Raw genomic sequence first — 24,630 nt, 5'->3', positions numbered from 1 at the left:
CTTCAGTACGCAAGCGCGCGGTCGACGGCGTCGAGCACCCGGTCGAGGTTGGGGAGGTACTCCTCCTCCAGCCTCGCGGGCGGGTACGGCGCATGGAAGCCGCCGACGCGGAGCACCGGGGCCTCCAGATGGTAGAAGCACCGCTCCGTGATGCGCGCGGCGATCTCCCCGCCGGAGCCGTAGAACACCGGGGCCTCGTGCACGACGACCAGCCTGCCGGTCTTCTCCACCGAACGCTGCACGGCGTCGAAGTCGATCGGCGACATGGAGCGCAGGTCCACGACCTCCAGCGACGTGCCCTCCTCGGCCGCCGCCGCGGCGACCTCCAGGCACGTCTTCACCATCGGCCCGTAGGCGACGAGCGTCAGGTCCGTGCCCTCCCGGGCGACCCGCGCCTCGTGCAGCGGACCGGGGATGGCCGAGGTGTTGACCTCGCCCTTGTCCCAGTATCGCCGCTTGGGCTCGAAGAAGATCACCGGGTCGTCGCTGTGGATGGCCTGCCGGAGCATCCAGTACGCGTCCGCGGGCGTCGAGGGCGAGACGCACTTGAGCCCCGCCACGTGCGCGAACAGCGCCTCCGGCGACTCGCTGTGGTGCTCGACCGCGCCGATGCCGCCGCCGTAGGGGATCCGGACGACGACCGGCAGCTTGACCGTGCCCAGCGCGCGCGCGTGCATCTTCGCGAGCTGCGTGACGATCTGGTCGTACGCCGGGAAGACGAACCCGTCGAACTGAATCTCCACCACCGGCCGGTAGCCGCGCAGCGCCAGCCCGATCGCGGTGCCGACGATGCCGGACTCGGCCAGCGGCGAGTCGATGACCCGGTCCTCACCGAAGTCCTTCTGCAGCCCGTCGGTGACGCGGAAGACGCCGCCGAGCTTGCCGACGTCCTCGCCGAGGACGAGCACCTTGGCGTCGTCCTCCATGGCCGTGCGCAGCGACGCGTTGATCGCCTTGGCCAGTGCCATCTTCTCGACCGCCATGGTCAGTGCCCCTTCCCGGCGGGGGCGCCCGCCTCGTCGGCGGAGTCCGCGAAGGACGCCTGGTACGCCGCGTACTGCGTGCGTTCCTCGTCGACGACGGCGTGGCCGTCGGCGTAGATGTTCTCGAAGATGGCCATCGGGTCCGGGTCCGCCATGGTCCTGATGGCCTCGCGCACCCGCCTGGCCAGCGCGTCGCTCTCCTCGTCGAGCCCGGCGAAGAACGCCTCGTCGGCGAGGTCTTCCCGCTCCAGCAGGGTGCGCAGCCGCAGGATCGGGTCCTTGGCCTCCCAGGCGGCGCGCTCGTCGTCGCGGCGGTAGCGGGTGGGGTCGTCGGAGGTGGTGTGGGCGCCCATGCGGTACGTGTACGCCTCGATCAGCATCGGGCCCTGGCCGGAGCGGGCGTGCTCCAGTGCCCTGCGGGTGACGGCGAGCACGGCGAGCACGTCGTTGCCGTCGACGCGGACGCCGGGGAAGCCGTAGCCGGCGGCGCGCTGGTACAGCGGAACGCGGCTCTGGCGCTCGGTGGGTTCGGAGATGGCCCACTGGTTGTTCTGGCAGAAGAAGACGACCGGGGCGTTGTAGACGGCGGCGAAGGTGAACGCCTCGGCGACGTCGCCCTGGCTGGAGGCGCCGTCGCCGAAGTACGCCACGACGGCGGAGTCGGCACCGTCCTTGGCGACGCCCATCGCGTAGCCGGTGGCGTGCAGCGTCTGGGAGCCGATGACGATCGTGTAGAGGTGGAAGTTGTTGCTGTTCGGATCCCAGCCGCCGTTGTTCACGCCGCGGAACATGCCGAGCAGCAGCGTCGGGTCCACGCCGCGGCACCAGGCGACGCCGTGCTCGCGGTAGGTGGGGAAGACGTAGTCGTCCTCGTGGGTCGCCCGGCCGGAGCCGACCTGGGCGGCCTCCTGGCCGAGCAGCGAGGGCCACAGGCCCAGCTCACCCTGGCGCTGCAGGGTGACGGCCTCGGAGTCGAAGCGGCGGGTGAGGACCATGTCGCGGTAGAGGCCGCGCAGTTCCTCCGGGCTCGGGTCGACCGCGTACTCGGGGTGCTCGACGCGCTCACCCTCGGGAGTGAGGAGCTGGACCAGCTCGCCGGCATCGGTGCCGGGACCGTGCGCGAGAGGGCCGGCGGGCACCGTCGCGGCTGCTTTCGCCGTCCCGGCCGTCTTCTTCGCCGCGGTCTTCCCGCGCGCCGTCTTCTTCGCCGCCGTCTTCCCGGCGGCGGCCTTCTTCGCGGGCGGCTCGGCGTCGGCGGTCGCTTTCCTGGCCGGCGTCTTCCTGGCCGCTGCCTTCTTCGCGGGCGCCGCCGACGCGGCTGCGCTCCCGCCGGTGCGCTTGCTGCTGCGGCGCGGGTCGCGCGCGGCAGTGCTCTCGGTCACGGTCTCTCCTGACGTCTCTCCGGCCCCCGGGATCGCCGGTGGCCTTCGGTCCCCCGCGGCAGCGGAGGGCGGCTCACCCGGGTCCCTGCGTGCACGGGGTGGGTGCACCGAGGGGATCCGGGGTGACAGGCGCCCGGCGTCCTTCCCACTGGCAGGCACGTTACACAGTGGTCCGCTGCTTCGCGAAGCGGTCCTGACCTGCGGTTTTGCTTTGATTTCCTAGTAACGCAGGAGCCGGCTCGCCTCGTCGGCATCAGGTCCACTGGTCACAGCCTCGCAGGCCGCCGGGACAGTGGCACGTTATCCCGGCGGCCTCAAGCGCGGGAAGACCCGGTATGTGAGACTGGAACAGTGGCGATGGATGGAAAAATCACGGTATTCCTCCTCGATGACCATGAAGTGGTCCGTCGGGGGGTACACGAGATGCTTCAGGCCGAGCCGGACATCGAGGTCGTCGGCGAGGCCGGCACCGCCGCCGACGCGCTCGTCCGCATCCCCGCCGTCCGGCCCGACGTGGCCGTGCTCGACGTCCGGCTGCCCGACGGCAGCGGCGTCGAGGTCTGCCGGGAGATCCGCTCCCGGGACGAGGGCATCAAGTGCCTCATGCTCACCTCGTTCGCCGACGACGAGGCGCTCTTCGACGCGATCATGGCCGGTGCGTCCGGGTACGTGCTCAAGGCCATCCGCGGCAACGAGCTGCTGACCGCCGTACGGGACGTCGCCGCCGGCAAGTCACTGCTCGACCCGGTCGCCACGGCGCGGGTGCTGGAGCGGCTGCGCGACGGCGGCCGCGGGCGGGACGACGAGCGGCTGGCCGGGCTGACGGACCAGGAGCGCAGGATCCTCGATCTGATCGGCGAAGGGCTGACGAACCGGGCCATCGGCGAGCGGCTGCATCTGGCGGAAAAGACGATCAAGAACTACGTGTCCAGCCTGCTGTCGAAGCTGAACATGGAGCGCAGGTCGCAGGCGGCGGCGTACGTCGCGCGCCGCCAGGCGGAACAGGGCGGCGGCGACCGGGAGGGGTAGGCGGCCCCGGGCTGCTTCGGCCGGGGCGGCTGAGGCACGGTGTGCGCGGGCGGCACGCCCCGCGTACGGCATACGGCGCACGCGCGGCCCGTAAGCGCCGCGCGCGTGAGCGCCGCGCCCCTGCTCTTCCCGTCACATGGCGGCCCGGCGGGCGGCCGGGGTCAGCCTTCGGTGCCGGCGCCGCCGCTGGCCCGGCCCGCGATGTCGCCGCCGATCTCGCCGCCGTCGGCCTCGCCGGTCGTCTCCCCGGTGGTCTCGCCCGACGTCTCGCCGGTCGTCTCCCCGGTGGTCTCGCCCGCCGTGCCGCCCTGCGTGCCGCCCTCGGTCGTGCTGCCGCTGCCCTCGCTCGTGGTGCCGCCGGCGTCCTCGGTCGGCTCGCTGGGCGAGCCGGTCGGGCTGCCGGTGTCCGTCGGGCTGTCCGTCGGAGAGGTGCTCGGCGGAGGCTCGGAGGTGTTCTCCCACGTCGGATCGTCGTCCTCGTACGTGGGCTCTTCCTCCGTGGGCGCGGGCGTCTCGTTCTCCGTCTCCTCGTTCTTCTTCTGCTTCGGCTCCTGCTTCGTCGGCGACGGCGGCGCCTGCTTCGGGTTCTCCTCCTCGCCGCCGCTCAGCGCGAACGCCACGCCCATCACTATGGCGACCACCGCCAGGGCCGCGATCGCCCACATCTTCCCGCGCCTCCGGCCCGCGCGGCGCGGGCCGGGCTCGAAGCCGCCGTCGTCCGGCCCGCTGGGCCGCAGCAGCGGACGCTGCGAGGTGTCGCCGCCCGCGGCGGCCATCGCCGTGGTGGCGGCCGTGGCGCCGACGGCCTGGGTGCCCATCGGCGGCGTACCGCCGGCGGCCACCGCGCCGGTGTCCCACGTGCCGGTGTGCGGGCCGACGTCGCGCAGCATGCGCAGCGCGTACTGCACGAGGCCGAGCATCTCGTCGGCGGTCTGGAAGCGGTCGTCGGGCTCCTTGGCGAGCGCGCGCATGACCAGGCCGTCCAGCTCCGGCGGCGCGTCCTCGCCGATCTGGGACGGCGGCACGGCGTTGTCCTGCGCGTGCTGGTAGACCACGGCCAGCGGGGTCTCACCGACGAACGGCGGGCGGCCGGTCAGCAGCTCGTACAGCAGACAGCCCACGGCGTAGAGGTCGGAGCGGGTGTCGACGGGCCGGCCGAGCGCCTGCTCGGGGGAGAGGTACTGCGGGGTGCCCATGACCATGCCGGTCTGCGTCATGGTCGAGGCCGCGCCGTGCAGCGCGCGGGCGATGCCGAAGTCCATCACCTTCACCGCGCCGGTGGTGGTGATGATGACGTTCGCGGGCTTGATGTCGCGGTGGACGATGCTGTGCTGGTGGCTGTACGCCAGCGCCTCCAGCACCCCGGAGACGATCAGCATCGCCTGGTCGGGCGGCGGGATCTCGGCGCCGGTCAGCAGCTCCTTGATCGTCCGGCCCTCGACCAGCTCCATGACGATGTACGGCACGGTCGACCCGGCGACCTGGTCCTCACCCGAGTCGTACACCGCGACGACCGCGTGGTGGTTCAGACCCGCGACCGACTGCGCCTCGCGGGTGAAGCGGGCCTTGGAGACGGGATCCTCGGCGAGGTCACTGCGCAGCAGCTTGACCGCCACCTCGCGGCCGAGGCGCACGTCCTCCGCGGCGAAGACCTCGGCCATGCCGCCGCGGCCCAGGCGGCGCGTCAGCCGGTAGCGCCCGTCCCCGACGAGCCCGCCCACGCCCCAGTTCTCCGGAGAGTCAGCCATACCGCCGCGGCCCGGCCCGTTCGCCGACGGCTCCTCGGGGGGCTCCGTCTGTGACATCAGTTCCTCGCGGTGGTTCGGTTCGTGGTCGTCTCGTCGTTGTTCCGTCGTCCGTCCGGTAGGGGGCACGCTACCCCCTGCCCCTGACACACCGGACCCCACTGAACGGAACATGCAACCGGGTCCGGGGGCCCGTACGCAAATCCCGGACGGGCCCGGAGGAGGGGAGAGGGCCCCTTCACCCGCTCCCTCACCGCGGCGGTGCCCACCGTGCGCGGGGGACGGGACCGACGACCGGCGCCGGACGTGAGCGGTGGGTAAAGGGGGCGCAAAGGGACGGGCCAACTGGGCAGGTGGTCACGGAACGGGCAACCCGCTTGACCTCTCCTCCGCCTGAGGCAGACTTTCAGCATCAGGCAGGCACCCGGGGGAGAATCCAGCATGACCGAGTACGGCGGCCAGGACGACTACGCCGGTCGATCCGTGGGGGGCGGCCGCTATCCGCTCCTCGACCTGCTGGGCACGGGCGGCATGGCATCCGTCCACCTCGCCCACGACACCGTCCTCGACCGCCAGGTCGCGGTGAAGACGCTCCACACCGAGCTGGGCCGCGAGGACTCCTTCCGCGAGCGCTTCCGCCGTGAGGCCCAGGCGGTCGCCCGGCTGTCCCACCCGAACGTCGTCTCCGTCTTCGACACCGGCGAGGACCGCTTCGCCGGCGACGGCGGCGGCCCCGTGCCGTACATCGTCATGGAGTACGTCGAGGGCCGGCCCCTGCGCTCGGTGCTCGACGAGGACGTGGCGCAGTACGGCGCGATGCCGACGGAGAAGGCGCTGCGGATCGTCTCGGACGTGCTCGCCGCGCTCGACGCCAGCCACGAGATGGGTCTCGTCCACCGCGACATCAAGCCGGGCAACGTCATGATGACGCGCCGCGAGCAGGTCAAGGTGATGGACTTCGGCATCGCCCGCGCCGTGCAGTCGGGCGTCACGTCGATGACGCAGACCGGCATGGTCGTGGGCACCCCGCAGTACCTCTCCCCCGAACAGGCCCTGGGCCGCGGGGTGGACGCCCGCTCCGACCTGTATTCGGTGGGCGTGATGCTCTTCGAGCTGCTGACCGGGCGGCTGCCCTTCGACGCGGACTCGCCGCTGGCCATCGCCTACGCGCACGTACAGGAGCAGCCGCCGGCGCCGTCGTCCATCAACCGGACGATACCGCCGGTGGTCGACGCGCTGGTTGCGCGCGCGCTGGCGAAGAACCCCGACGAGCGGTTCGCGAGCGCCGAGCAGATGCGCCAGGAGGTACGCCACGCCGGCGGCATGACGCCGCCGGGCGCGATGCCGTCCGTCGTCGCGGGCGAGCACGCGCGCGACTCGGGCGCGGGCGTCGGCTCGGCGGTGTTCCCGCCGGTCAACCCGTACCATTCGCCGCCGCCCGGCGCCGCCACCCCGTACCAGCCGATGCAGCAGCAGGGCTTCGGCCCGGCGCAGCCGCAGCACGGCGGCCCGCAGTCGCCGCACGGCGGGTATTCCACGCCCCAGCCGTACTCGCTCAGCCCGCAGGGCGGGCCGGGGGGAGGCAACGGAGGCGGGGGCAACCGGAACGTCGCGGTCATCGGGCTGACCGTCGTCATCGCCATCGCCGTCATCGCCGCCACCGCCATCATCCTCGTCGTGCTCAACAGTGGCGACGGCGGCGACCCCGAGGCCAAGGAGACCGGCCAGACCCAGCAGACGGACCCGACCTCCGACCCGACCGCCGACCCGACCGCCGATCCCGGCGCCGACGGGGGCCGCGAGGGCACCGACGGCGGCGTGAAGCCCCCGGACCGGACCCGCACGATCGACTCGACCCGCTGCACGGATCCGCTGACCGACCCCGAGAACGAGAAGCTGGTCAGGGTGCCGGACTTCAAGTTCAAGGACTACCAGTCGGTGCGCGAGTGCCTGCGCGCGGCGCAGTGGTCGTACGAGGTGGACGAGGAGCCCGACCCGCTGTGGGGCAAGGACACCGTGCTCGATCAGAACTTCGACGACTACGACGACTACTTCGACCCGTCGAAGGACAAGATCGAGCTGGTCATCGCGACGGGGTACGCGCAGTAGGTCCCGCTCCCCCGCAGGACTCCGGGCCGGTTCGTACCGTGTGACGAACCGGCCCGGTGCGATGTGGAGTGCGTGGACAGAGGAGAGAGCGGACGGTCCGGCTCAGAGGTACGGGCCGCCGGTGCGGCCGTGCTCCGGGCCCATCTCGCCCGGTTCCTCGCCGCCGAGACCACCGCCGGCGGGCAGCGCCCGGCGCATCTGCTCAAGCTGCGCCCGCGCGGCCATCTGCTGGGCGAACAGCGTGGTCTGGATGCCGTGGAAGAGCCCTTCGAGCCAGCCGACCAACTGTGCCTGGGCGATGCGCAGCTCCGCCTCCGTGGGCACCGTCTCGTCGGTGAACGGCAGCGTCAGCCGCTCCAGCTCGTCGATCAGATCGGGGGCGAGACCGTCCTCCAGCTCCTTCACCGAGCTGGAGTGGATCTCCTTCAGCCGGGCGCGACTCGCCTCGTCCAGAGGCGCGGCCCGCACCTCCTCCAGCAGTTGCTTGATCATGCTGCCGATGCGCATGACCTTCGCCGGCTGCTCGACCTTGTCCGTCAGCGGGATCTCGCGGCCCTCCTCGTCCGCCCCGCCCTCGCCCGGCGCGACGGTCCCGCGGGCCATGCCGTCGGGTCCGACCACCACCACCTGGGGTGTCTCTGGCGGGCGCTCGTTGCTCGGAGTATTCATGCGTCCATTGTCGCGCACGGGCCCGGCGGAGGGGCTGTCGGGATCTTGAGCCGCGGGGCGGATCGTGCCGGGAGGGGCCGGATCGCTGGTCGGAGGGCCCGGAGGGCCGGCGGGATCGCCGCCGGGTGCACCGGCCTGGAGCGTTGCCGGGCCGGGGGAGGTCCATCCGGGCGGCGTCGTTGCCCCGGGCTCGCCGGTCAGCGCCGGCGGAGCCGGAGGGCGAAGTACGCCAGGCCGAGGCCGGTGAGGGTCATGCCCGTGCCGAGGGGCAGGACGCGGTCCGACGCGCCGGAGGCGCGCCGCGGAGGGCTGCTGGTGGCGTCGGCCCGGGTGTCCGGGACGAAGGTGAGGCTCTGCTCCGGGTCCGGGGTGCGGTCCGCGCCGGGTACGGGCGTGTTGCTGCTGCGGTACGGGGCGGGGTCGGGGGCGCGGAGGCGGGAGTGCGGAGGACCGGCGGGGCGGGGGCGGCCGGGGCGGTGGCCGCGGGTTCCTCTGGGCCGGTCGCGGGGGCGGTCACGTTCCGCACGGGGGTGGGGGCCGGCGTCGCGGCGCTTGCCGCGGGGGGTGGCGGTGGGCGCGGGGGAGCGGTCGGAGTGCGGGGGGCGGGGTGCGGTGGGGCGGTCGGGGCGGTCCGGTCGGGCGGGGCGGTCCGGTCGGGCGGGGCGGTCCGGGAGAGGGGCCGCGGGCGGCGGGCGGTCCAGGTCGGGCGGTGAGGGGCGGTGCGGGGCCGGGGGGGCGGGCCCGTCGGCGCGGGGTCCGCCCGGGGCGCCCGGGTACGGCGGGGAGGGAGGCGCGGGGCGGGGTGGTGAGGTGACGCCACCGGGGGGTTCGGCGGGGTGCGGGCGACCGGGGTGGCGGCGGCCCTCGCCCGCGCCGTTCCCGGCGCGGGGGCGACGAGGGCGGTCGCGATCGGAGTCGTCGTCGCGCTCGGCGTCGCGGGCGCGACCGGAGTGCCCCGCCGCCACGCCCGGCAGGGCCGCCTCGTACCGGGTCGCGGCCGGTGCCGCGTCGACCCTCCCGTACGCCACCGCCTCCCCCGACACCACCCCCTGCCAGAGCACCACCGCCACCACCCCGGCCGCGAGGCACGGGCGACGTGCGGGAGCAGCCACGGCGGAGACCCTTCCGTGCCGGCAATGGCGATATGACCAGAGTCACATAAACCAATAAAACCGACATTCGGAGCTAGGCCGTGCGAGTGCGGCACGCGCACGGCGCACCGCCGGTCAGGTCTCCCGTCACGTCGTCAGCAGCAGCTTGCCCACGTGCGCGCTCGACTCCATCACCCGGTGTGCCTCGGCCGCCTGCCGGACCGGCAGCGTCCGGTCCACGATCGGCCGCACCCGGTCCGCCTCCACCAGCGGCCACACGTGCTCCCGTACCGCCGCCACGATCGCCGCCTTCTCGCCCGGCGGCCGGCCGCGCAGGGACGTCGCCGTGATCGCCCCGCGCTTGGCCAGCAGCGCGCCTAGGTTCAGCTCCCCCTTCGCGCCGCCCTGCAGGCCGATCACCGCGATCCGGCCGTTGACCGCCAGCGCCTTCACGTTCTGCGCCAGGTACGCCGCCCCGACGATGTCCAGGATCACGTCCGCGCCCGCGCCCCCCGTGGCGGACCGCACCTCCTTGACGAAGTCCTGCTCCCGGTAGTTGACGAGCACGTCCGCACCCAGCTCGCGGCAGTACTCCAGCTTCTCCGCGCTGCCCGCCGTCACCGCCACCCGGGCGCCGACCGCCTTGGCCAGTTGCACCGCCATCGTGCCGATGCCGCTGCCGCCGCCGTGCACGAGCAGCGTCTCGCCCGGACGCAGGTGGGCGATCATGAACACGTTCGACCAGACCGTGCACGCCACTTCGGGCAGCGCGGCGGCGGTCACGGCGTCGTGCCCGCGCGGTACGGGCAGGAGCTGGCCGGCCGGCACCGCGACCCGCTCCGCGTAACCGCCCCCGGCGAGCAGCGCGCACACCTCGTCGCCGATCTGCCAGCCCGTCACCCCGGGGCCGAGCGCGGCGACACGTCCCGCGCACTCCAGTCCGGGGTACGGAGACGCGCCGGCGGGCGGTTCGTAGAATCCCTGGCGTTGCAGCACGTCCGCACGGTTCACGCCGGCGGCAGCCACCTCGATCAGCACTTCGCCTTCCGCCGGCACGGGGTCGGGGACCTCGGCCCAGACGAGTGCATCGGGGCCGCCGGGCTCTGAGATGGTGATCGCATGCATGACGTGGACGCTACTACTCCGCGTCGTCCGCGCCGTCCGCGTCCTCCCCCGGACCGACGTCGCCGTTCCGGTTCCCGCCCCGGCCGCGCCCCCGGCCGCGCTCCCGGTCCGCGCCGCGGCGCCACTCCCCGTACCCGCCGTAGCCCCGTGGCTCCCTGGCGCCGCGGACGTCGTCGTAGTCCCGGTAGCCGCGGTCCCGGCGCCCACCCAGGTCCCAGCCACCCTCGCGGGTGACTATGCGTTCGTTCTCCGGCGTCGTCGGGGGGCCCGAGGCCCGGCTGATCGTGATCAGACGGTCCGTCATCTCCAGCCGGCCGACGTCCGGATCGTCGTACGCCATCAGCCGGTGCCCGCGCTTGACCGCCACCACCAGGTCGTCGGTCTCACGCGGCATCAGGCCCGCCTCCGCCTTGGTCGCCGGGCGCTCGATGAGGTCCAGCCCCGAGCCCTGCACGATGAGGTCCTCCAGCACCGTGCCCGCGCTCGGGCTGAGCACCGACAGGCCGAGCAGCCGGCCCGCCGCGCTGGAGCTGGTGATCACCGCGTCCGCGCCGGACTGGCGCAGCAGCGGCGCGTTCTCCTCCTCGCGCACCGCGGTCACGATCTTGGCCCGCGGGTTCAACTGCCGGACCGTCAGCGTCACCAGCACCGCCGTGTCGTCGCGCTGCGGCGAGATCACGAACTGCGCCGCCCGCTGCCCCTCGGCGCGCAGCAGCACGGCGGAGCGGGTCGCGTCACCGACGACGCCGGTGTAGCCGTCCGCGTTGGCCGCCTCGATGACCTTCCCGCTCGGATCGATGACCACGACCTGGCTCTTGTCGAGCCCCTTGGCGCGCAGCGTCTGCAGCGCGGAGCGGCCCTTCGTGCCGTACCCGACGATCACGGTGTGATCGCGCAACGTAGACCTCCAGCGATCGAGCCGCCACTGCTGGCGGGTGCGCTCGGTGAGCACCTCAAGGGTGGTGCCGACGAGGATGATCAGGAAGAGCACGCGCAGCGGGGTCACCACGAGGATGGTGCTGAGCCGGGTGCCCGGGGTGGCGGGGACGATGTCGCCGTAGCCGGTGGTGGAGAGCGAGACGGTCGCGTAGTACGCGGAGTCCAGCAGGCCGACCTTGCCGCCGTCGTTGTCGTGGTAGCCATCGCGGCCGAGGTAGACGACGAACACGGCGAGCGCGAGGACGAAGAGCGCGGCCAGTATCCGGCCGCCGACCTGGCGCAGGGGGGCGCGGGGGCGGCGGGGCAGGGCGACGCGTTGATCGGGGTACTTCACGCGGGGCCTGCCGGGGCCGTCGCGGCGGTGGCCGGGGGCGTCGCGGCCCACGGGAGGGGGAGGACGCGCACGGGGGCGCCGGCGGGGGCGCCGCCGGGCGGGACGACGGCGAGGCCGTGGGCGGCGGCGAGGCCGCGGAGCATCGCGGGGCCGGTGAAGTGCAGGGGGCGCGCGACCGGGTACGGGGCGCCGCCTGCCGCGGCGCGGGCGGGCGTACGCGCCGGGGGCCGGGCACTGGGCGGCGGGGTCTGCGACACGCGCGCGGCCCGGTGCGCCGGTGCGCCGGAGGCTGCGGCGGCGGACCCCCGCGCGCCCTGCTCGACGACGGCCCGCCCGGCGCCGCCCTGTTCCAGGGCGACCGGCACCAGCCGGGTGTCCGTCGGGTGGCCCTTGGCGTCCGCAAGGAGCACCGCCTCCGGCGGCTCCGGCACGGGTGCGCCGCCGAGCACGCGCACCAGCGGCTCGGCGAGCGTGAGCAGCCCGGAGACCGCCGCCAGCGGGTTGCCGGGCAGCCCGACGACGTGCGCGCCGGTCGGCAGCACGGCGAGCAGCATCGGGTGGCCGGGGCGCACGGCGACACCGTCGACGAGCAGATCGGCCTTGAGCCGGCGCAGGGTGCCGTGGACGTGGTCGACCGGGCCCGCGGCGGTGCCGCCGGTGGTCACCACGACGTCCGCGGTGGACGTGGCGACCGCCTCGTACAGCAGCTCCGCGTCGTCCCCGAGGCGCCGGGTGACGAACGGCTCGGCGCCGCACGCGCGCAGCCACGGCTCCAGCATCGGGCCGAGCGCGTCGCGGATGCGGCCCTCGCGCGGCAGGCCGCGGTGCAGCAACTCGGCGCCGAGGACGAGGATCTCGACGCGGGGCCGGCGGACGACGCGCAGCTCGTCGTGGCCCGCGGCGGCGGCGAGACCGAGGACCGCGGGGGTGACGCGCTCGCCGGCGGGCAGCAACTCGGCGTCCGCGCGGCACTCCTGACCGCGGGGGCGGATGTCCTGGCCGGTACGGACGTCCTGGGCCGCGGTGTGGCCGATGGCGTAGAGGCTGCCGTCGTCGCGGAGTTCGGCGTGCTCGGAGCGGAGGACGCCGGTGGCGCCGGGCGGGACGCGGGCGCCGGTGGCGATGCGTACGGCGTGGCCGTCGGGCAGCGCGGGGTGGGCGGCGTGGCCGGCGAGGATGCCCTGCCCGGCGGAGCCGAGCCGCCAGGGACCCGGGCCGGCGACGGCGTAGCCGTCCATGGCGGAGGTGTCGAAGGGGGGCAGGTCGACGAGCGCCTTCAGCGGCTCGGCGAGCACCTGCCCGTACGCCCCGGCCACCGGCACCACGGCGGCGCCCAGCCGCCGCCCGGACCGCACGGCGACCCGCCGGGCGGTGTCCCACGACAGCCCCCGCGGGTCGCGGGGTTCGCGCCCGGAGTGCCCGGCCCGCCCGGCGCGCGCGTCGAGTCCGAGCGCGACGTCCAGCGGATCCCCGCCGCGCGCGGAGCCGCCCTGCGTGGAGCCGCCCCGCGCCGCGGGCGTGCTCCCGCGCCCCTGCGGGCCCCGGCCCGCCGACGTACGCGCCGCACGCGCGCCGGCGCCGTCCGGTGCCGCCGCGTCACGCGCCCCGGCAGAACGCCGGGCACGCGCACGGGCCCCCGGTCCGGAGAGTCCGTCCTCGCCGGCGGCCGGCCCGCCGCGACTCCCCCGGGGGGCCCGGCCCGAGCCCGGAGCCGGCGCACCTGCCCCGTCCTGCGCTCCGGCCCCGCACCCGTCGGCGCGACGCCCCGGGCCGGTACGCCCCGACGGCGCGTCGGCGCCGTCGCCGGGTTCGCGGAGAACGCGGTCGGTGCCCCCGCGCGCCGCGCCTGCGGTGCGACGCCCGGAGCCGGTCGGTGGCGCAGGAGCCGCACGCCCGCCCGGCGCCGCGGGCGCGTCCCCGCCCGTCCGCCGGGCCGGTCCGGCAGCGGGGTCCGGGCCGCCCGGACGGCGGCGCGGCGCCGACGGCGGCGGGCCGCCGGCCGCTCCGTCCCGGTCCGTGAGCGCCAGGGCGTCGCCGAACTCGTCCGTCCGCGCCGGTCCACGGGTCGTGCCCGGCCGCGCGGGAGCCGCGGGCTCCCGGGGGGTCGCAGGCGGCGGGTCGGCGAGGGTGAAGGCGTCGCCGTAGGTGGCGGCCAGGTCGCGGCGGTCGTTCGCCAGTGCCAGCGCGTCCGCGAACTCGTCGCCGCCGGCCCCGGTTCCGCCGTCGTTTCCGTGCGCGTTCCGGTTGCCGCTCCCCGATCCGGCGCCCGCCCCGGGAGTGCGTCGGTCGCCGCGCCGACCAGAGGTCATGTGTCCGCCCGGCCCTCCCCGGCCGTCTCCTCCGCCCATCGCTTCGTCAGCGCCGTGACCTTGCGCGCCGCCTCCGCGACCGCCTCCGGGCCACCGCCGGCCCGCCCGGCCGCGTAGCCGACGAGGAACGTCGTCAACGGCGCCGCGGGGCGCGCCACTCCGTGCGCGGCGTCGCGCGCGAGGTCGAGCAGGACGCGGGTGTCCACGTCCGTGTCGAGACCGAGTTCTTCCTTGACCGCTGCGAGCCATTCATCCAGCACGTGCCCATGCTCCCTGATCCGCTGCCTGGCCGTGGCCAGATCCTCCCAGGTGTCGCAGTCGAACGTGGCACCGGATGCCGACCGGACGACCCGCAGCTCCCCGGTGAGCAGCCGCAGCGGCAGCCCGGCGAGCCCTCCGTACTCGACGGCGAGGAGCGCGAGGCCCCGCCGCAGCGACTCGCCCCGGTAGGCCGCGACGAGCGGCTGGTCGCGGCCGGTGCCGTCCACGAACATCGCCCCGTCGACGCCGTCGCCGGCCGCCGCGAGGGTGTCGCGGAGGGTGCGTACCGTGCCGTCGTGCAGGAACGGCAGGTCCGCGGAGAGCAGGACGACGGTGTCGGCCGAGGTCAGCGGCAGCGCGGCGGCCAGCGCGGCGACGGGTCCGCCGCCGGGTGGCGCCTCGCGGGTCCACGTCACGGGGCGGGCCGTGGGGCGCCGCGGCCCCACGACGACGGTCTGCCCGGCGCCGCGGCACGCGCGCAACACCCGGTCCAGGAGGGTCCGCCCGCCGACGCGCAGCGCCGTCTTGTCGACCCCGCCGAGCCGCCGCGCGGCTCCTCCGGCGAGCACGACGGCGGCGTAGGGCCCCGCCGCGCCGGCACCCGCGTCCGCACCCGGGTGCGCCACGCGGGGCCCCGCCCCGGACCCCGTACCGCCGGACTCCTCCATGGCAGGGGACCCTACCCGCCGCGTGCCGTTCCTCTACAGCGCCCTGAGCAGCACCGCGGGATGCTCGACGCAGTCGGCCACGTACCGCAGGAAACCTCCCGCCGTGCCACCGTCGCACACCCGGTGGTCGAACGTGAACGACAACTGCACCACGCGCCGCACCGCCAGCTCACCGCCGTGCACCCACGGCTTCTCCGTGATCCGCCCCACGCCGAGCATGCCCGCCTCGGGATGGTTGAGGATCGGGGTCGAGCCGTCGACGCCGAAGACGCCGTAGTTGTTCAGCGTGAACGTGCCGCCGGTCAGCTCGGCGGGGGTCAGCGTGCCGGCCCGCGCCGCCTCGGTCAGCCGGGCCATCTCCGCCGAGAGCCGCTCGGCGGAGAGCGTGTGCGCGTCGCGGACGACCGGCACGACGAGCCCGCGGTCCGTCTGCGCGGCGAAGCCGAGGTGGACGGCGGGCAGCCGGACGATGTCGCGGTCCCGCACCGTGGAGTTCAGCTCGGGGAAGCGCGCGAGCGCGGCGGTGCAGACGCGGCCGAGCAGCGCGAGCAGCGACACCGGTGGCCGGTCGCCCGCCGCCGCGTTCATCTCCCGCCGGGCGGCGAGCAGTTCCGTCGCGTCGGCGTCCACCCAGCACGTGACGTCGGGGATCTCCCGCCGGCTGCGCGACAGCTTGTCGGCGATGGCCCCCCGCACCCCGCGCAGAGGCACCCGCTCCTCGCCGGGCACACCGGCGGGGCCGGCCGTGTCGCCCACCGCCGTAGATCCCGCGGCCCCGACGGCGCCGCGCTCCCCGGCCGCCGCCGCGCCCGCCGTCCGGCCGTCCACGGGCGCCCCGGCCCGGATCGCGGCCTCGACGTCGGCGCGCAGGATCAGCCCGTGCGGCCCGGTACCGGCGACGGTGCGCAGGTCGAGCCCGGACTGCCGGGCGATCCGCCGCACCAGCGGCGAGATGACGGCCACCGGGCCGTCCGCCACGGCTCCCGGCACCGTCGCGCTCTGCGCCGACGGCCCGCCCTCTTCGGGGCGGACCGGGCCGCCGCCGTCCGCGGCGGGCGCGGCTCCCGCGCCCGCGCGTGCACCCGGCCGGGCCGCGCCACCGGCACGCGCCCCGGAGGCGGCGGCACCTGCCGCTTTCCGGCCCCGGGCGCGCCCCGCTCCCGCCGGGCCCCGCCGCCGGCGGCGCGTGCCGCCGGCGCTCGTGCCGTAGCCGACGAGGACGTTGCCCGAGCCGCCCGTCTCCTCCCCGGCGAACTCCGCCGCGGCCCGCGCCCCGACCACCGCGCCGTCGACCGCGCGGCCGGCCGGGCCGGCGCCCGCGCCGCGGGGCCCGGCCCCGGTCCGGTCCGGGTTTCCGCCGCCGGTACCGGCCTCCACCGCCACCGTGACCAGCACCGACCCCACCGGCACCTCCGTGCCCGGATCGCCGTGGCGGGCGGTGACCACACCGCCGTACGGGCACGGCACCTCGACCATCGCCTTGGCCGTCTCCACCTCCACCACCGGCTGGTCGACGGCGATCACGTCGCCGACTTCCACCAGCCAGGTGACGATCTCCGCCTCCGTCAGACCTTCACCCAGGTCGGGCAGCGCGAACTCGCGGACCTCCGGCATCAGCCGCCCTCCGTCCACTCGGCCTCCCACTGCAGCCGCGACACCGTGTCCAGCACGCGGTCCACGCCCGGCAGGTGGTGCTTCTCCAGCATCGGCGGCGGGTACGGGATGTCGAGGCCGGCGACGCGCAGCACCGGCGCCTCCAGGTAGTGGAAGCACCGCTCGCCGATGCGGGCGGCGATCTCGCCGCCGGGGCCCGCGAAGCCGGGCGACTCGTGGACGACGACGGCGCGGCCCGTACGCCGTACGGACGCCACCACCGTCTCCTCGTCGAACGGCACCAGGGAGCGCAGGTCGACGACCTCCAGGTCCCAGCCCTCCTCCCGCGCGGCCTCGGCGGCCTCCAGGCAGACCGGCACCGACGGGCCGTACGTGACGAGCGTGGCCGTCGTGCCCGGCCGGCGCACCACGGCGCGCCCGATGCCCGGCACCTGCTCCGGCCGCTCGGGGTCCCAGCCGGCCTTCGACCAGTAGAGCCGCTTGGGCTCCATGAAGACCACGGGGTCGTCGGAGGCGATGGCCGCGCGCAGCAACCCGTAGGCGTCGGCGACGGTGCCGGGGGTGAGCACGTGCAGCCCGGGGGTGGCCATGTAGTACGCCTCGGAGGAGTCGCCGTGGTGCTCGACGCCGCCGATGCCGCCGCCGTACGGCACCCGGATGGTCAGCGGCATCGGGGTGGCGCCCCGGGTCCGGTTGCGCATCCGGGAGACGTGGCTGACGAGCTGCTCGAACGCGGGATACCCGAAGGCGTCGAACTGCATCTCCACGACGGGCCGCAGGCCGTACATCGCCATCCCCACCGCCGTGCCGAGGATGCCGGCCTCGGCCAGCGGGGTGTCCGTGCAGCGGTCCTCGCCGAACTCCTCCGCCAGGCCCTGCGTGATCCGGAAGACCCCGCCGAGCTGCCCCACGTCCTCGCCGAGGACGTGGACGGCGGGATCGGCGGCCATGGCGTCGCGCATCGCGCGCGTGAGGGCCTGCGCCATGGTGGCGGGCTTGCGCCCGGCCTCGGTGCCGGCGACCGCGGTCGTCGTCATCGCTCCTCCTCCCCGGCGGACTGCTCGGCCTGCAGCTCCGCCTCCAGCTCGGCGCGCAGCATGCTCTCCTGCGCGCGGAGCTGCGGCGTCGGCTCGGCGAAGACATGCGCGAAGAGGTCCATCGGGTCCAGCTCCGCATCGGCGTGCAACCGCTCGCGCATGCCCGCCGCCAGCTCCTCCGCCGCGGTGCGGGCGGCGGCCGCATCCGCCTCGTCGAGCAGCCCGCGGCCGGTCAGCTCGTCCTCCAGCAGCGCGATCGGATCGTGCGCGCGCCAGGGCTCGACCTCGCTGTCCGTGCGGTACCGCGTGGCGTCGTCGGCGTTGGTGTGCGCGTCCATGCGGTACGTGACGGCCTCGACGAGCGTCGGGCCGCCGCCGCCCCGGGCCCGCTCGACGGCCTCGGTGAGGACCTCGTGGGCGGCCACCACATCGTTGCCGTCGATGAGGCGGCCCGGCATCCCGTACCCCACGGCCTTGTGGGCGAGGGAGGGGGCGGCGGTCTGCTTGGCGAGGGGGACGGAGATCGCATAGCCGTTGTTCTGCACGAGGAAGACCACGGGAGCGCGCCAGACGGCGGCGAAGTTCAGCGCCTCGTGGAAGTCGCCCTCGCTGGTGCCGCCGTCGCCGACCATGGCGAGGGCGACGACGTCGTCGCCCCTGAGCCGGGCGGCGCGGGCGAGGCCGACGGCGTGCGGGAGCTGGGTGGCGAGCGGGGTGCACAGGGGAGCGATGCGGTGCTCCGCGGGGTCGTACCCGGTGTGCCAGTCGCCGCGGAGCAGCGTGAGGGCCTGCACGGGGTCGAGGCCGCGGGCGACGGCGGCGAGCGTGTCCCGGTAACTGGGGAAGAGCCAGTCCTGCGGGCGCAGGGCGCGGGCGGCGGCGACCTGGCAGGCTTCCTGGCCGGTCGTCGACGGGTACACGGCGAGGCGGCCCTGCTTGGTCAGGGTCGTGGCCTGTTCGTTGTACCGCCGGCCGGTGACCAGCGCGCCGTACAGCTCGCGGAGCAGTCCCGCGTCGCTCTCCCCCGCGGCGGAGGTGCCGAGCACGCGGTACGGCTCGGGGTCGGGCAGCAGGGGTGCCGCGTCGGTACGGGGCTTCCAGGCCGGCGGGGGCGCCGGGTGGTAGGCGCGGCCGGGCTGCTCAAGAACCGTCATGACGTCCACCTCCTTGTGGGCGTGGCTGAACTCGTGCACTCCCTACCGATTGTTCGGTTGACGGCACATTTTGGCTACAGGGAACCCCAGCCTGTGGACAAACGGTTCTGCACAGCTTCCAATACCAGCAGGTCGTCCAGACGGGGAAGGCGGTAGGGCATGGCGGAAGAACAGTTGGCCGACGACACCCCCGACCTGCCCGCCTCCACTCCCGCGGTACCCGCGCCGCGCCCGCCGGCCCGCCGGCTGGACGCCGTCGACCGCGAGATCATCCGCATCCTCCGCGCCGACGGCCGCACCTCCGTACGCGCCGTGGCCGAGAAGGTCCACGTCTCCCGCGCCAACGCCTACGCCCGGATCAACCGCCTCATCGACGACGGCGTGATCCGCGGCTTCGCCGCCCGTATCGACCAGGAGCGGGCCGGGCAGGGGACGTCCGCGTACATCACCCTGAAGATCGTCCAGAACACCTGGCGCACGGCCCGCCGCCAGCTCGAACAGTTGCCGGGCGCGGCCCACATCGCCCTGGTGGGCGGGGACTTCGACGTGCTGCTGCTGGTGCACACCGAGGACAACCGGGCGCTGCGCGACCTCGTGCTGACCCGGATCCAGGCGATCCCCGAGGTGCTGTCGACGCGCACGCTGCTGGTCTTCGAGGAGACGGACGTGCAGAACGACCTGCTGGGCTGAGGACGCACCCGGGCCCGCCGCCCGCACGGGCCTCTGCCGTCAGGTACGCAGCCCCGCGAAGGCCAGCGTCACCACCGCCGACGCGACCTCGTCGTCGTCGTGGGCGTTGCCCGCGCGCGGGCGGTACCACTCGGCGATCGAGTTGATCATGCCGAAGAGCAGCCGCGTGGCCAGCCGGACGTCCACGTCCGCACGCAGGTCGCCGTCCGCGACCGCCTCCTTCAGCAGCGCCGCCACCCGGGCGTCGAACTCGCGCCGCCGCTCCATGGCCCAGCGCTCCGTCTCGGTGTTGCCGCGCACCCGCAGCAGCAGCGTCACGTACGGCAGTTCCGCCATCAGCACCGCGGTCGTGCCCCGGGCGACGGCCTCCAGCCGGTCCACGGCGCGGCCGGTGCGCGCGGCGGGCTCGTCGAGGACCCCGAAGAGGCCGTCGAGCGCCCGGCTGACCGCACGGTGCAGCAGTTCCTCCTTGCCGCGCACGTGGTGGTATATCGAGGACTTGGAGATGCCCGCGGCGCGCGAGAGGTGCTCCATCGAGGTGCCGTCGTAGCCGCGCTCCAGGAAGACCTCGACGGCCACGGCGAGCAGCGTCTCGGGGGTGTACGTGTCCCGCTTCGCGCCGCTTTGCGCGCCTGTCCGCCTGCTCTCGGCCACTTATCCACAGCCTCTCTTGCCCCGACCGATCATTCGGTTACTCTAGCCGCGACGCCCGATTTCCGCCCAGCTCGACGAGGAGTTGGTTCCGCATGCCCGCCGCCCTGACGCCCGACACGCTCGCCGGGAAGCACCGCCCCACTCTCGACCAGGCCCTGGACGCGATCCGTTCGCGGGCCTTCTGGTCGCCGCACCCCGAGCACCCGAAGGCGTACGGCGAGAGTGCCCCCGCGGACGGCCATGCCGCCTTCGAGGCGCTGCGCGGCAGCCGCATGGACCTCGGCCAGCCCGGTACGGACGGCTGGGCCGGGGACGAGGTGTCGCCGTTCGGCGTCGAGCTGGGCATCACGTACCCGCACGCCGACCCGGACGTGCTGCTGCCCGAGATGCGGGCGGCGACGGGCGCGTGGCGGCGGGCCGGGCCCGAGCTGCGGGCGCTGGTGTGCCTGGAGATCCTGGCCCGGATCAGCGCCCGCACCCACGAGTTCGCCCACGCCGTGATGCACACCTCGGGGCAGGCGTTCATGATGGCGTTCCAGGCCGGCGGGCCGCACGCGCAGGACCGCGGCCTGGAGGCCGTCGCGTACGCGTATGCGGAGCAGAGCCGCACGCCGCTGGTCGCCGAGTGGTCCAAGCCGCAGGGCAAGCGTGACCCGCTGCACCTGCGCAAGACGTTCACGGCCGTGCCGCGCGGCGTCGCGCTGCTCGTCGGGTGCAACACGTTCCCGACGTGGAACGGCTATCCCGGCCTCTTCGCCTCCCTGGCCACGGGGAACGCGGTGCTGGTCAAGCCGCACCCGCGGGCCGTGCTGCCGCTGGCGCTGACGGTGCAGGCCGCTCGCGAGGTGGTGACGGAGGCCGGCTTCGACGCGAACCTGGTCTGTCTGACCGCCGAGCGGGAGGGCGAAGGAGCGGCCAAGACGCTGGCGCTGCGCCCCGAGATCCGGATCGTGGACTACACCGGCTCCTCCGCCTTCGGCGAGTGGCTGGAGGACAACGCCCGCCAGGCTCAGGTCTACACGGAGAAGGCCGGGGTCAACACCGTCGTCATCGACTCCACCGACGACTACCGCGGCATGCTCGCCAACCTCGCCTTCTCCCTCTCGCTCTACAGCGGCCAGATGTGCACCACCCCGCAGAACCTGCTGATCCCCCGGGACGGCATCGACACCGACGAGGGCCGCAAGTCGTTCGACGAGGTGGCCGCCGGCCTCGCCGCCGCGGTCGACAAGCTCCTCGGTGACGACGAGCGGGCCGCGGCGCTGCTCGGCGCGCTCGTCAACCCGGGCGTGCGGGAGCGGCTGGAGGCGGCCCCCGGCCTCGGCGACGTGGCCCTGGCCTCGCGGGCGGTGGTCCATCCGGAGTTCCCTGGCGCCACGGTGCGTACGCCGGTGATCGTCAAGCTCGACGGCGCGAAGCCCGAGGCCGAAGCGGCGTACATGACCGAGTGCTTCGGGCCGGTGTCGTTCGCGGTCGCGGTCGACTCGACGGGCGACGCGGTGGAGCTGCTGCGGCGCACGATCCGGGAGAAGGGCGCCATGACGGTCGGGGCCTACACGACGTCGAAGGACGTGGAGGGGCTGATCGAGGAGGCGTGCCTGGAGGAGCCGGCGCAGTTGTCGTTCAACCTCACCGGCGGGGTGTACGTGAACCAGACCGCGGCCTTCTCCGACTTCCACGGCTCGGGCGGCAACCCGGCGGCGAACGCGGCGCTGACGGACGCCGCGTTCGTGGCCAACCGCTTCCGGATGGTGGAGGTCAGGCGCCCCGCGTAGCGTGCGGCGGTCAGCCGTTCGGACCGCCGCCGAGGGACCAGTGGTAGAGCGCCATCGCCACGCTGGTGGCGAGGTTGTAGCTGGAGACCTGGGGACGCATCGGCAGTGAGACGAGCCGGTCGGCGCGCGCCCGCAGGGCCGGGGAGAGGCCGTGCCGCTCCGAGCCGAAGGCGAGGAGCGCGTCGTCCGGCAACCGCAGCGCGCGCAGGTCGTCCCCGGCGGGGTCGAGGGCGTAGAGCGGGCCGGGTGCGGCATCGGAGAGGTCGCCGAGCGGAAGGCGGGCGACGGCGGTGGCGTAGTGCAGCCCGGCGGCGCCGCGGACCGCGTGGGGGTGCCAGGGGTCGGCGTCACCGGTGGTGACGACGCCGGTGACGCCCATGCCGGCGGCGAGGCGGACGACGGCGCCCACGTTGCCGAGGTTGCGCGGGTTGTCGAGGACGACCACCGGCGCGGCGCGGGGGGCACGCAGCGCGGCGCGGACGGCGGCCGATTCCGGCCGGTCGGCCAGGGCGGCGACGCCGGTGGGGTGCCGCCGGGGTACCAGCTCGCGCAGCTCGCGGTCGGGCAGCTCGGCGAGCAGGGCGTCGAGACGGCCGGCGAGGTCGGGGGCCAGTTCGCCGGCCAGCGCCCGGGTACCGGCGCGCGAGGCGGTGACGGCGACCCGTACGCGGGCACCGAAGCGCAGGGCGTGCTTGAGCGCGTGGAAGCCGTCGAGCAGGACGGCGCCGTCGTCCGCGGCGGCCTCGCGCCACTGCCGTACGACGTCACCGCTCATGCGCCGAGCCTACGCGTCCCGGGCGGACGGCCGGCCGGCGGTCCTGCCGCGCGCGGGCGGGCCCGGGCCCGTCAGGCCCGGCGGGCGTCCGCGTGCGCCTCAGCCGCGCCCGCCTGCGCCGGGATCGCCGGGTCCGGCGTTCCGGCCTCCGGCCGCCCGGGCTCCCGGCCGACCGGCGGGGCCGTGCCCGGCAGCCGCCCGAGCAGCAGGTTCTTCAGGCCGGTGGCCCTCGCACCCACCCAGACCAGGAAGATCGTCGGCAGGAACACCAGGTCCGCCGAGATCATCGCCGCCGAGAAGAACGGCAGACCCATGATCACGGCGATCGACGCGTGGTCGATGATCATGATGGTCAGCAGCACGTTCTTCAGTCGACGGTTGAAGAGCGTGAACGGGAAGGCGACCTGCACGATGACGGTCCCGTAGCCGAGCAGCATGATCAGGGTCCCGCTGCCCGCCATCATGTCCGCGAGCCCGGGCCAGGGCGTGAAGTAGTCCAGCTTGAGCGGGTAGTAGACGGCGGTGCCGTCCTGCCAGCGGGTGCCCTGGACCTTGTACCAGCCGGCGGTCGCGTAGATGAAGCAGACCTGCGCCAAGATCACGAGCAGCCCGGCGTTGTGCACGAGGTTCGCCAGCACGTCGCAGACCGTCCGCGGCTCGGCGGACCTGGCGCGGAGCGCCGACCACCACACCGCGTGCGCGACCCACAGCCCCCAGAAGATCAGCGCCCAGCCCCAGGTCAGGTGTCCCAGCACGGTCACGACGGCCAGCGCGACGCCGGTCACCGCCCACAGCACCGCGCCCACCCGGTCCGGCGGCGGCGCCGCGCCGGGCTCCGCCACCGCGCGCTCCGCCTGCCGCGCGCGGCGGGCGTCCAGGGACCACACCTGGCCGCAGCGCGTGACCACCAGGTACGTGGCCATGAGGTGGATGACGTTGTCGCCGCCGTCGCCCATGAAGATGCTGCGGTTCTGCAGCGACAGCACGCCCACCATGAACAGCACGGACGCGGTCCGCGTCCGCCACCCCAGCAGCAGCATCACACTGGCGGCCACGGCGAGCAGATAGACGGTCTCGAACCAGAACTCGCTGCGCGACCACATCAGCAGCGTGAACGCGTCGGTCTCGGCGAGCAGCCGCTTGCCGAGGTCGTAGCTCCACGGCCCGTCGGGACCGTACAGCTCGTGCCGGTGGGGCAGTTCGCGCAGCAGGAAGCAGAGCCAGGTGAACGCGAAGCCGATGCGCACGACGGCCGTCTGGTACGGGCCGAGCGCCCGCATCGTGACGTGCCCCAGGCCGCGGGTGAGGGCGCCCTCGAAGCGGTGCCGCAGCTCGCGCGCTGAGGGCACCTTCGGGGGCGCGGGGGGCGAAGGCGGGGTGTAGGACGGGTGAGGCGCGTGGGGCGGGTGCGGTGCCGAGGTCACTGGGCGCTCTCCTCCCACACCTCACGGTCGCTCTCCATCAGGTCCTCCCCCGTGATGATCCACCAGGGCAGCTCGCGGTAGACCGGGGCGGTGTCCCACTGCTCGGCGCTCCACGGCGGCGGGGCGATCCGGCGGCTGGCCTGGCGGAGCTGGATCCGCTCGACCCGGCCGTCGTTCAGCACGGGCCCCAGGCGCCGCATCACGATGCGCTTGACGTAGTCCTCGGCGAGGTCGGCGCGGTCGGATATGGCGCGGTTGTCCTCGTCGTGGGTGTCGGTCCAGTAGTCCCAGCCGCGGCGCAGCTCGTTCTGCTCGGTATGGCTGGGAGCCGGGTTCCCCCGGATGTTCTCGTGGTCCATGGCGGTGAGGTCGACCCAGCCGGTCTCCTCGGTGTCGCCGTCGGGCATCTCCACCTGGGCGCGCACCTCGACGTGGATGTTGGTCTGCAGCGGGTTGGGCGCGAACAGCCGCCAGTTCTGCTCGAACTCGGGGAAGACGATGCGGTCGATCGTCTCGTCGTGCTTCTTGCTGAGCGTGTTGGCCGGCGCGACGTGCAGGAAGCCGGCGCCCAGGTGCACGGTGACGAGGCCGACGAGCACCGCGATGGCCAGCGCGATGACGATCCGCGAGAACGGCGACAGCCCGGCGATGCCGGGCGCCTGCCCCGGCGCCGCCGGCTCAGGTGCCGCTGCCGGCTCCTGCTCCGCCGGCCCCGGCTCCGCCCCCGCGACGCCCCCGTCGTCGGGTATGCCGGCGCGGCTCTCGTCCGGCTGGCGCGATTCCATAACCCCCGGGCTCCCGTCTCCTCCGGTCCTTAGGACCGGCACGCTACCCACCCCGACCCCCTCCGCGCAGCGCGCGGG

19 protein-coding genes and 1 pseudogene are annotated in these 24,630 nt (G+C 74.7%); 4 read left to right on the top strand and 16 right to left on the bottom strand.

The window, feature by feature from the left end; translation table 11 throughout:
* Nucleotides 1-2: 2 nt before the first annotated feature.
* Both I003_RS0116110 and pdhA (I003_RS0116105) read right to left on the bottom strand, forming a co-directional pair.
* Nucleotides 3-983, bottom strand: coding sequence for an alpha-ketoacid dehydrogenase subunit beta (locus I003_RS0116110; RefSeq protein WP_027772467.1), 981 nt, complete (start codon nt 981-983; stop codon nt 3-5).
* Nucleotides 984-985: 2 nt separating this feature from the next.
* Complete coding sequence (pdhA, locus tag I003_RS0116105; RefSeq protein WP_027772466.1) at nt 986-2,365, bottom strand: pyruvate dehydrogenase (acetyl-transferring) E1 component subunit alpha; 1,380 nt, start codon at nt 2,363-2,365, stop codon at nt 986-988.
* A 357-nt stretch (nt 2,366-2,722) separates the two neighbouring features.
* Between pdhA (I003_RS0116105) and I003_RS0116100 the strand changes: the two genes are divergently transcribed.
* Nucleotides 2,723-3,394 carry a response regulator transcription factor gene (locus I003_RS0116100; RefSeq protein ID WP_037720960.1) on the top strand — a complete coding sequence of 224 codons (672 nt, stop codon included), beginning with the start codon at nt 2,723-2,725 and terminating at the stop codon, nt 3,392-3,394.
* A gap of 161 nt (nt 3,395-3,555) precedes the next feature.
* Here I003_RS0116100 and I003_RS0116095 read toward each other — a convergent pair whose 3' ends face one another.
* On the bottom strand, nt 3,556-5,199 hold the full coding sequence (locus tag I003_RS0116095) for a protein kinase domain-containing protein (protein WP_027772464.1): 1,644 nt from the start codon (nt 5,197-5,199) through the stop codon (nt 3,556-3,558).
* A gap of 381 nt (nt 5,200-5,580) precedes the next feature.
* On the opposite strand from I003_RS0116095, the gene I003_RS0116090 reads away from it, so the two are divergent.
* On the top strand, nt 5,581-7,248 hold the full coding sequence (locus I003_RS0116090; RefSeq protein WP_027772463.1) for a protein kinase domain-containing protein: 1,668 nt from the start codon (nt 5,581-5,583) through the stop codon (nt 7,246-7,248).
* Nucleotides 7,249-7,350: 102 nt separating this feature from the next.
* Here I003_RS0116090 and I003_RS0116085 read toward each other — a convergent pair whose 3' ends face one another.
* The 9 genes and pseudogenes from I003_RS0116085 to pdhA (I003_RS0116045) all read right to left on the bottom strand — a co-directional run bounded on the left by I003_RS0116085 (nt 7,351) and on the right by pdhA (I003_RS0116045) (nt 18,449).
* Nucleotides 7,351-7,917 (bottom strand): bacterial proteasome activator family protein, encoded by a 567-nt coding sequence (locus I003_RS0116085; protein WP_027772462.1) that lies wholly within the window; start codon nt 7,915-7,917, stop codon nt 7,351-7,353.
* 197 nt (nt 7,918-8,114) lie between these two features.
* On the bottom strand, nt 8,115-9,029 hold the full coding sequence (locus tag I003_RS36090; protein ID WP_158688985.1) for a hypothetical protein: 915 nt from the start codon (nt 9,027-9,029) through the stop codon (nt 8,115-8,117).
* Nucleotides 9,030-9,155: 126 nt separating this feature from the next.
* Entirely contained in the window at nt 9,156-10,133 is a 978-nt protein-coding gene (locus I003_RS0116075) for an NAD(P)H-quinone oxidoreductase (RefSeq protein WP_027772460.1), read from the bottom strand.
* 259 nt (nt 10,134-10,392) lie between these two features.
* Nucleotides 10,393-11,406, bottom strand: a pseudogene (locus I003_RS0116070) (potassium channel family protein); the annotation flags it as partial.
* Nucleotides 11,403-13,715 (bottom strand): molybdopterin molybdotransferase MoeA, encoded by a 2,313-nt coding sequence (locus I003_RS34265; protein ID WP_027772458.1) that lies wholly within the window; start codon nt 13,713-13,715, stop codon nt 11,403-11,405. The pseudogene I003_RS0116070 and the gene I003_RS34265, both read right to left, overlap by 4 nt.
* Nucleotides 13,712-14,644 (bottom strand): DUF6457 domain-containing protein, encoded by a 933-nt coding sequence (locus tag I003_RS0116060; protein ID WP_027772457.1) that lies wholly within the window; start codon nt 14,642-14,644, stop codon nt 13,712-13,714. Before I003_RS0116060 ends, I003_RS34265 begins: the two co-directional genes overlap by 4 nt.
* A 33-nt stretch (nt 14,645-14,677) precedes the next feature.
* Entirely contained in the window at nt 14,678-16,258 is a 1,581-nt protein-coding gene (locus I003_RS0116055) for a dihydrolipoamide acetyltransferase family protein (protein ID WP_027772456.1), read from the bottom strand.
* The gene (locus I003_RS0116050; RefSeq protein WP_027772455.1) at nt 16,258-17,295 is read right to left on the bottom strand and encodes an alpha-ketoacid dehydrogenase subunit beta; all 1,038 of its coding nucleotides are present in this window, start codon (nt 17,293-17,295) and stop codon (nt 16,258-16,260) included. The genes I003_RS0116055 and I003_RS0116050 overlap by 1 nt, the downstream gene beginning before the upstream one ends.
* Complete coding sequence (pdhA, locus tag I003_RS0116045) at nt 17,292-18,449, bottom strand: pyruvate dehydrogenase (acetyl-transferring) E1 component subunit alpha (protein ID WP_027772454.1); 1,158 nt, start codon at nt 18,447-18,449, stop codon at nt 17,292-17,294. Before pdhA (I003_RS0116045) ends, I003_RS0116050 begins: the two co-directional genes overlap by 4 nt.
* A gap of 159 nt (nt 18,450-18,608) precedes the next feature.
* On the opposite strand from pdhA (I003_RS0116045), the gene I003_RS0116040 reads away from it, so the two are divergent.
* Entirely contained in the window at nt 18,609-19,139 is a 531-nt protein-coding gene (locus I003_RS0116040) for an Lrp/AsnC family transcriptional regulator (protein ID WP_027772453.1), read from the top strand.
* Nucleotides 19,140-19,178: 39 nt separating this feature from the next.
* Here the strand turns inward: I003_RS0116040 and I003_RS0116035 are convergent, their stop codons facing one another.
* Nucleotides 19,179-19,793: a TetR-type transcription factor C-terminal domain-containing protein gene (locus I003_RS0116035; RefSeq protein ID WP_027772452.1), complete on the bottom strand. Its 615-nt coding sequence runs from the start codon at nt 19,791-19,793 to the stop codon at nt 19,179-19,181.
* Nucleotides 19,794-19,885: 92 nt separating this feature from the next.
* Between I003_RS0116035 and paaN the strand changes: the two genes are divergently transcribed.
* Nucleotides 19,886-21,568 carry a phenylacetic acid degradation protein PaaN gene (gene paaN / locus I003_RS0116030; protein ID WP_027772451.1) on the top strand — a complete coding sequence of 561 codons (1,683 nt, stop codon included), beginning with the start codon at nt 19,886-19,888 and terminating at the stop codon, nt 21,566-21,568.
* Nucleotides 21,569-21,578: 10 nt separating this feature from the next.
* Here the strand turns inward: paaN and I003_RS0116025 are convergent, their stop codons facing one another.
* The 3 genes from I003_RS0116025 to I003_RS0116015 all read right to left on the bottom strand — a co-directional run bounded on the left by I003_RS0116025 (nt 21,579) and on the right by I003_RS0116015 (nt 24,552).
* Nucleotides 21,579-22,343: a TrmH family RNA methyltransferase gene (locus tag I003_RS0116025; RefSeq protein WP_027772450.1), complete on the bottom strand. Its 765-nt coding sequence runs from the start codon at nt 22,341-22,343 to the stop codon at nt 21,579-21,581.
* A 71-nt stretch (nt 22,344-22,414) separates the two neighbouring features.
* Nucleotides 22,415-23,767, bottom strand: coding sequence for an HTTM domain-containing protein (locus I003_RS0116020; RefSeq protein WP_027772449.1), 1,353 nt, complete (start codon nt 23,765-23,767; stop codon nt 22,415-22,417).
* On the bottom strand, nt 23,764-24,552 hold the full coding sequence (locus I003_RS0116015; RefSeq protein WP_027772448.1) for a DUF5819 family protein: 789 nt from the start codon (nt 24,550-24,552) through the stop codon (nt 23,764-23,766). The genes I003_RS0116020 and I003_RS0116015 overlap by 4 nt, the downstream gene beginning before the upstream one ends.
* Nucleotides 24,553-24,630 lie beyond the last annotated feature (78 nt).

It is taken from the genome of Streptomyces sp. CNQ329, from assembly GCF_000482585.1.
Note: the sequence above shows the minus strand (reverse complement) of the source record. Positions and strands in the feature narration are given on the sequence as shown.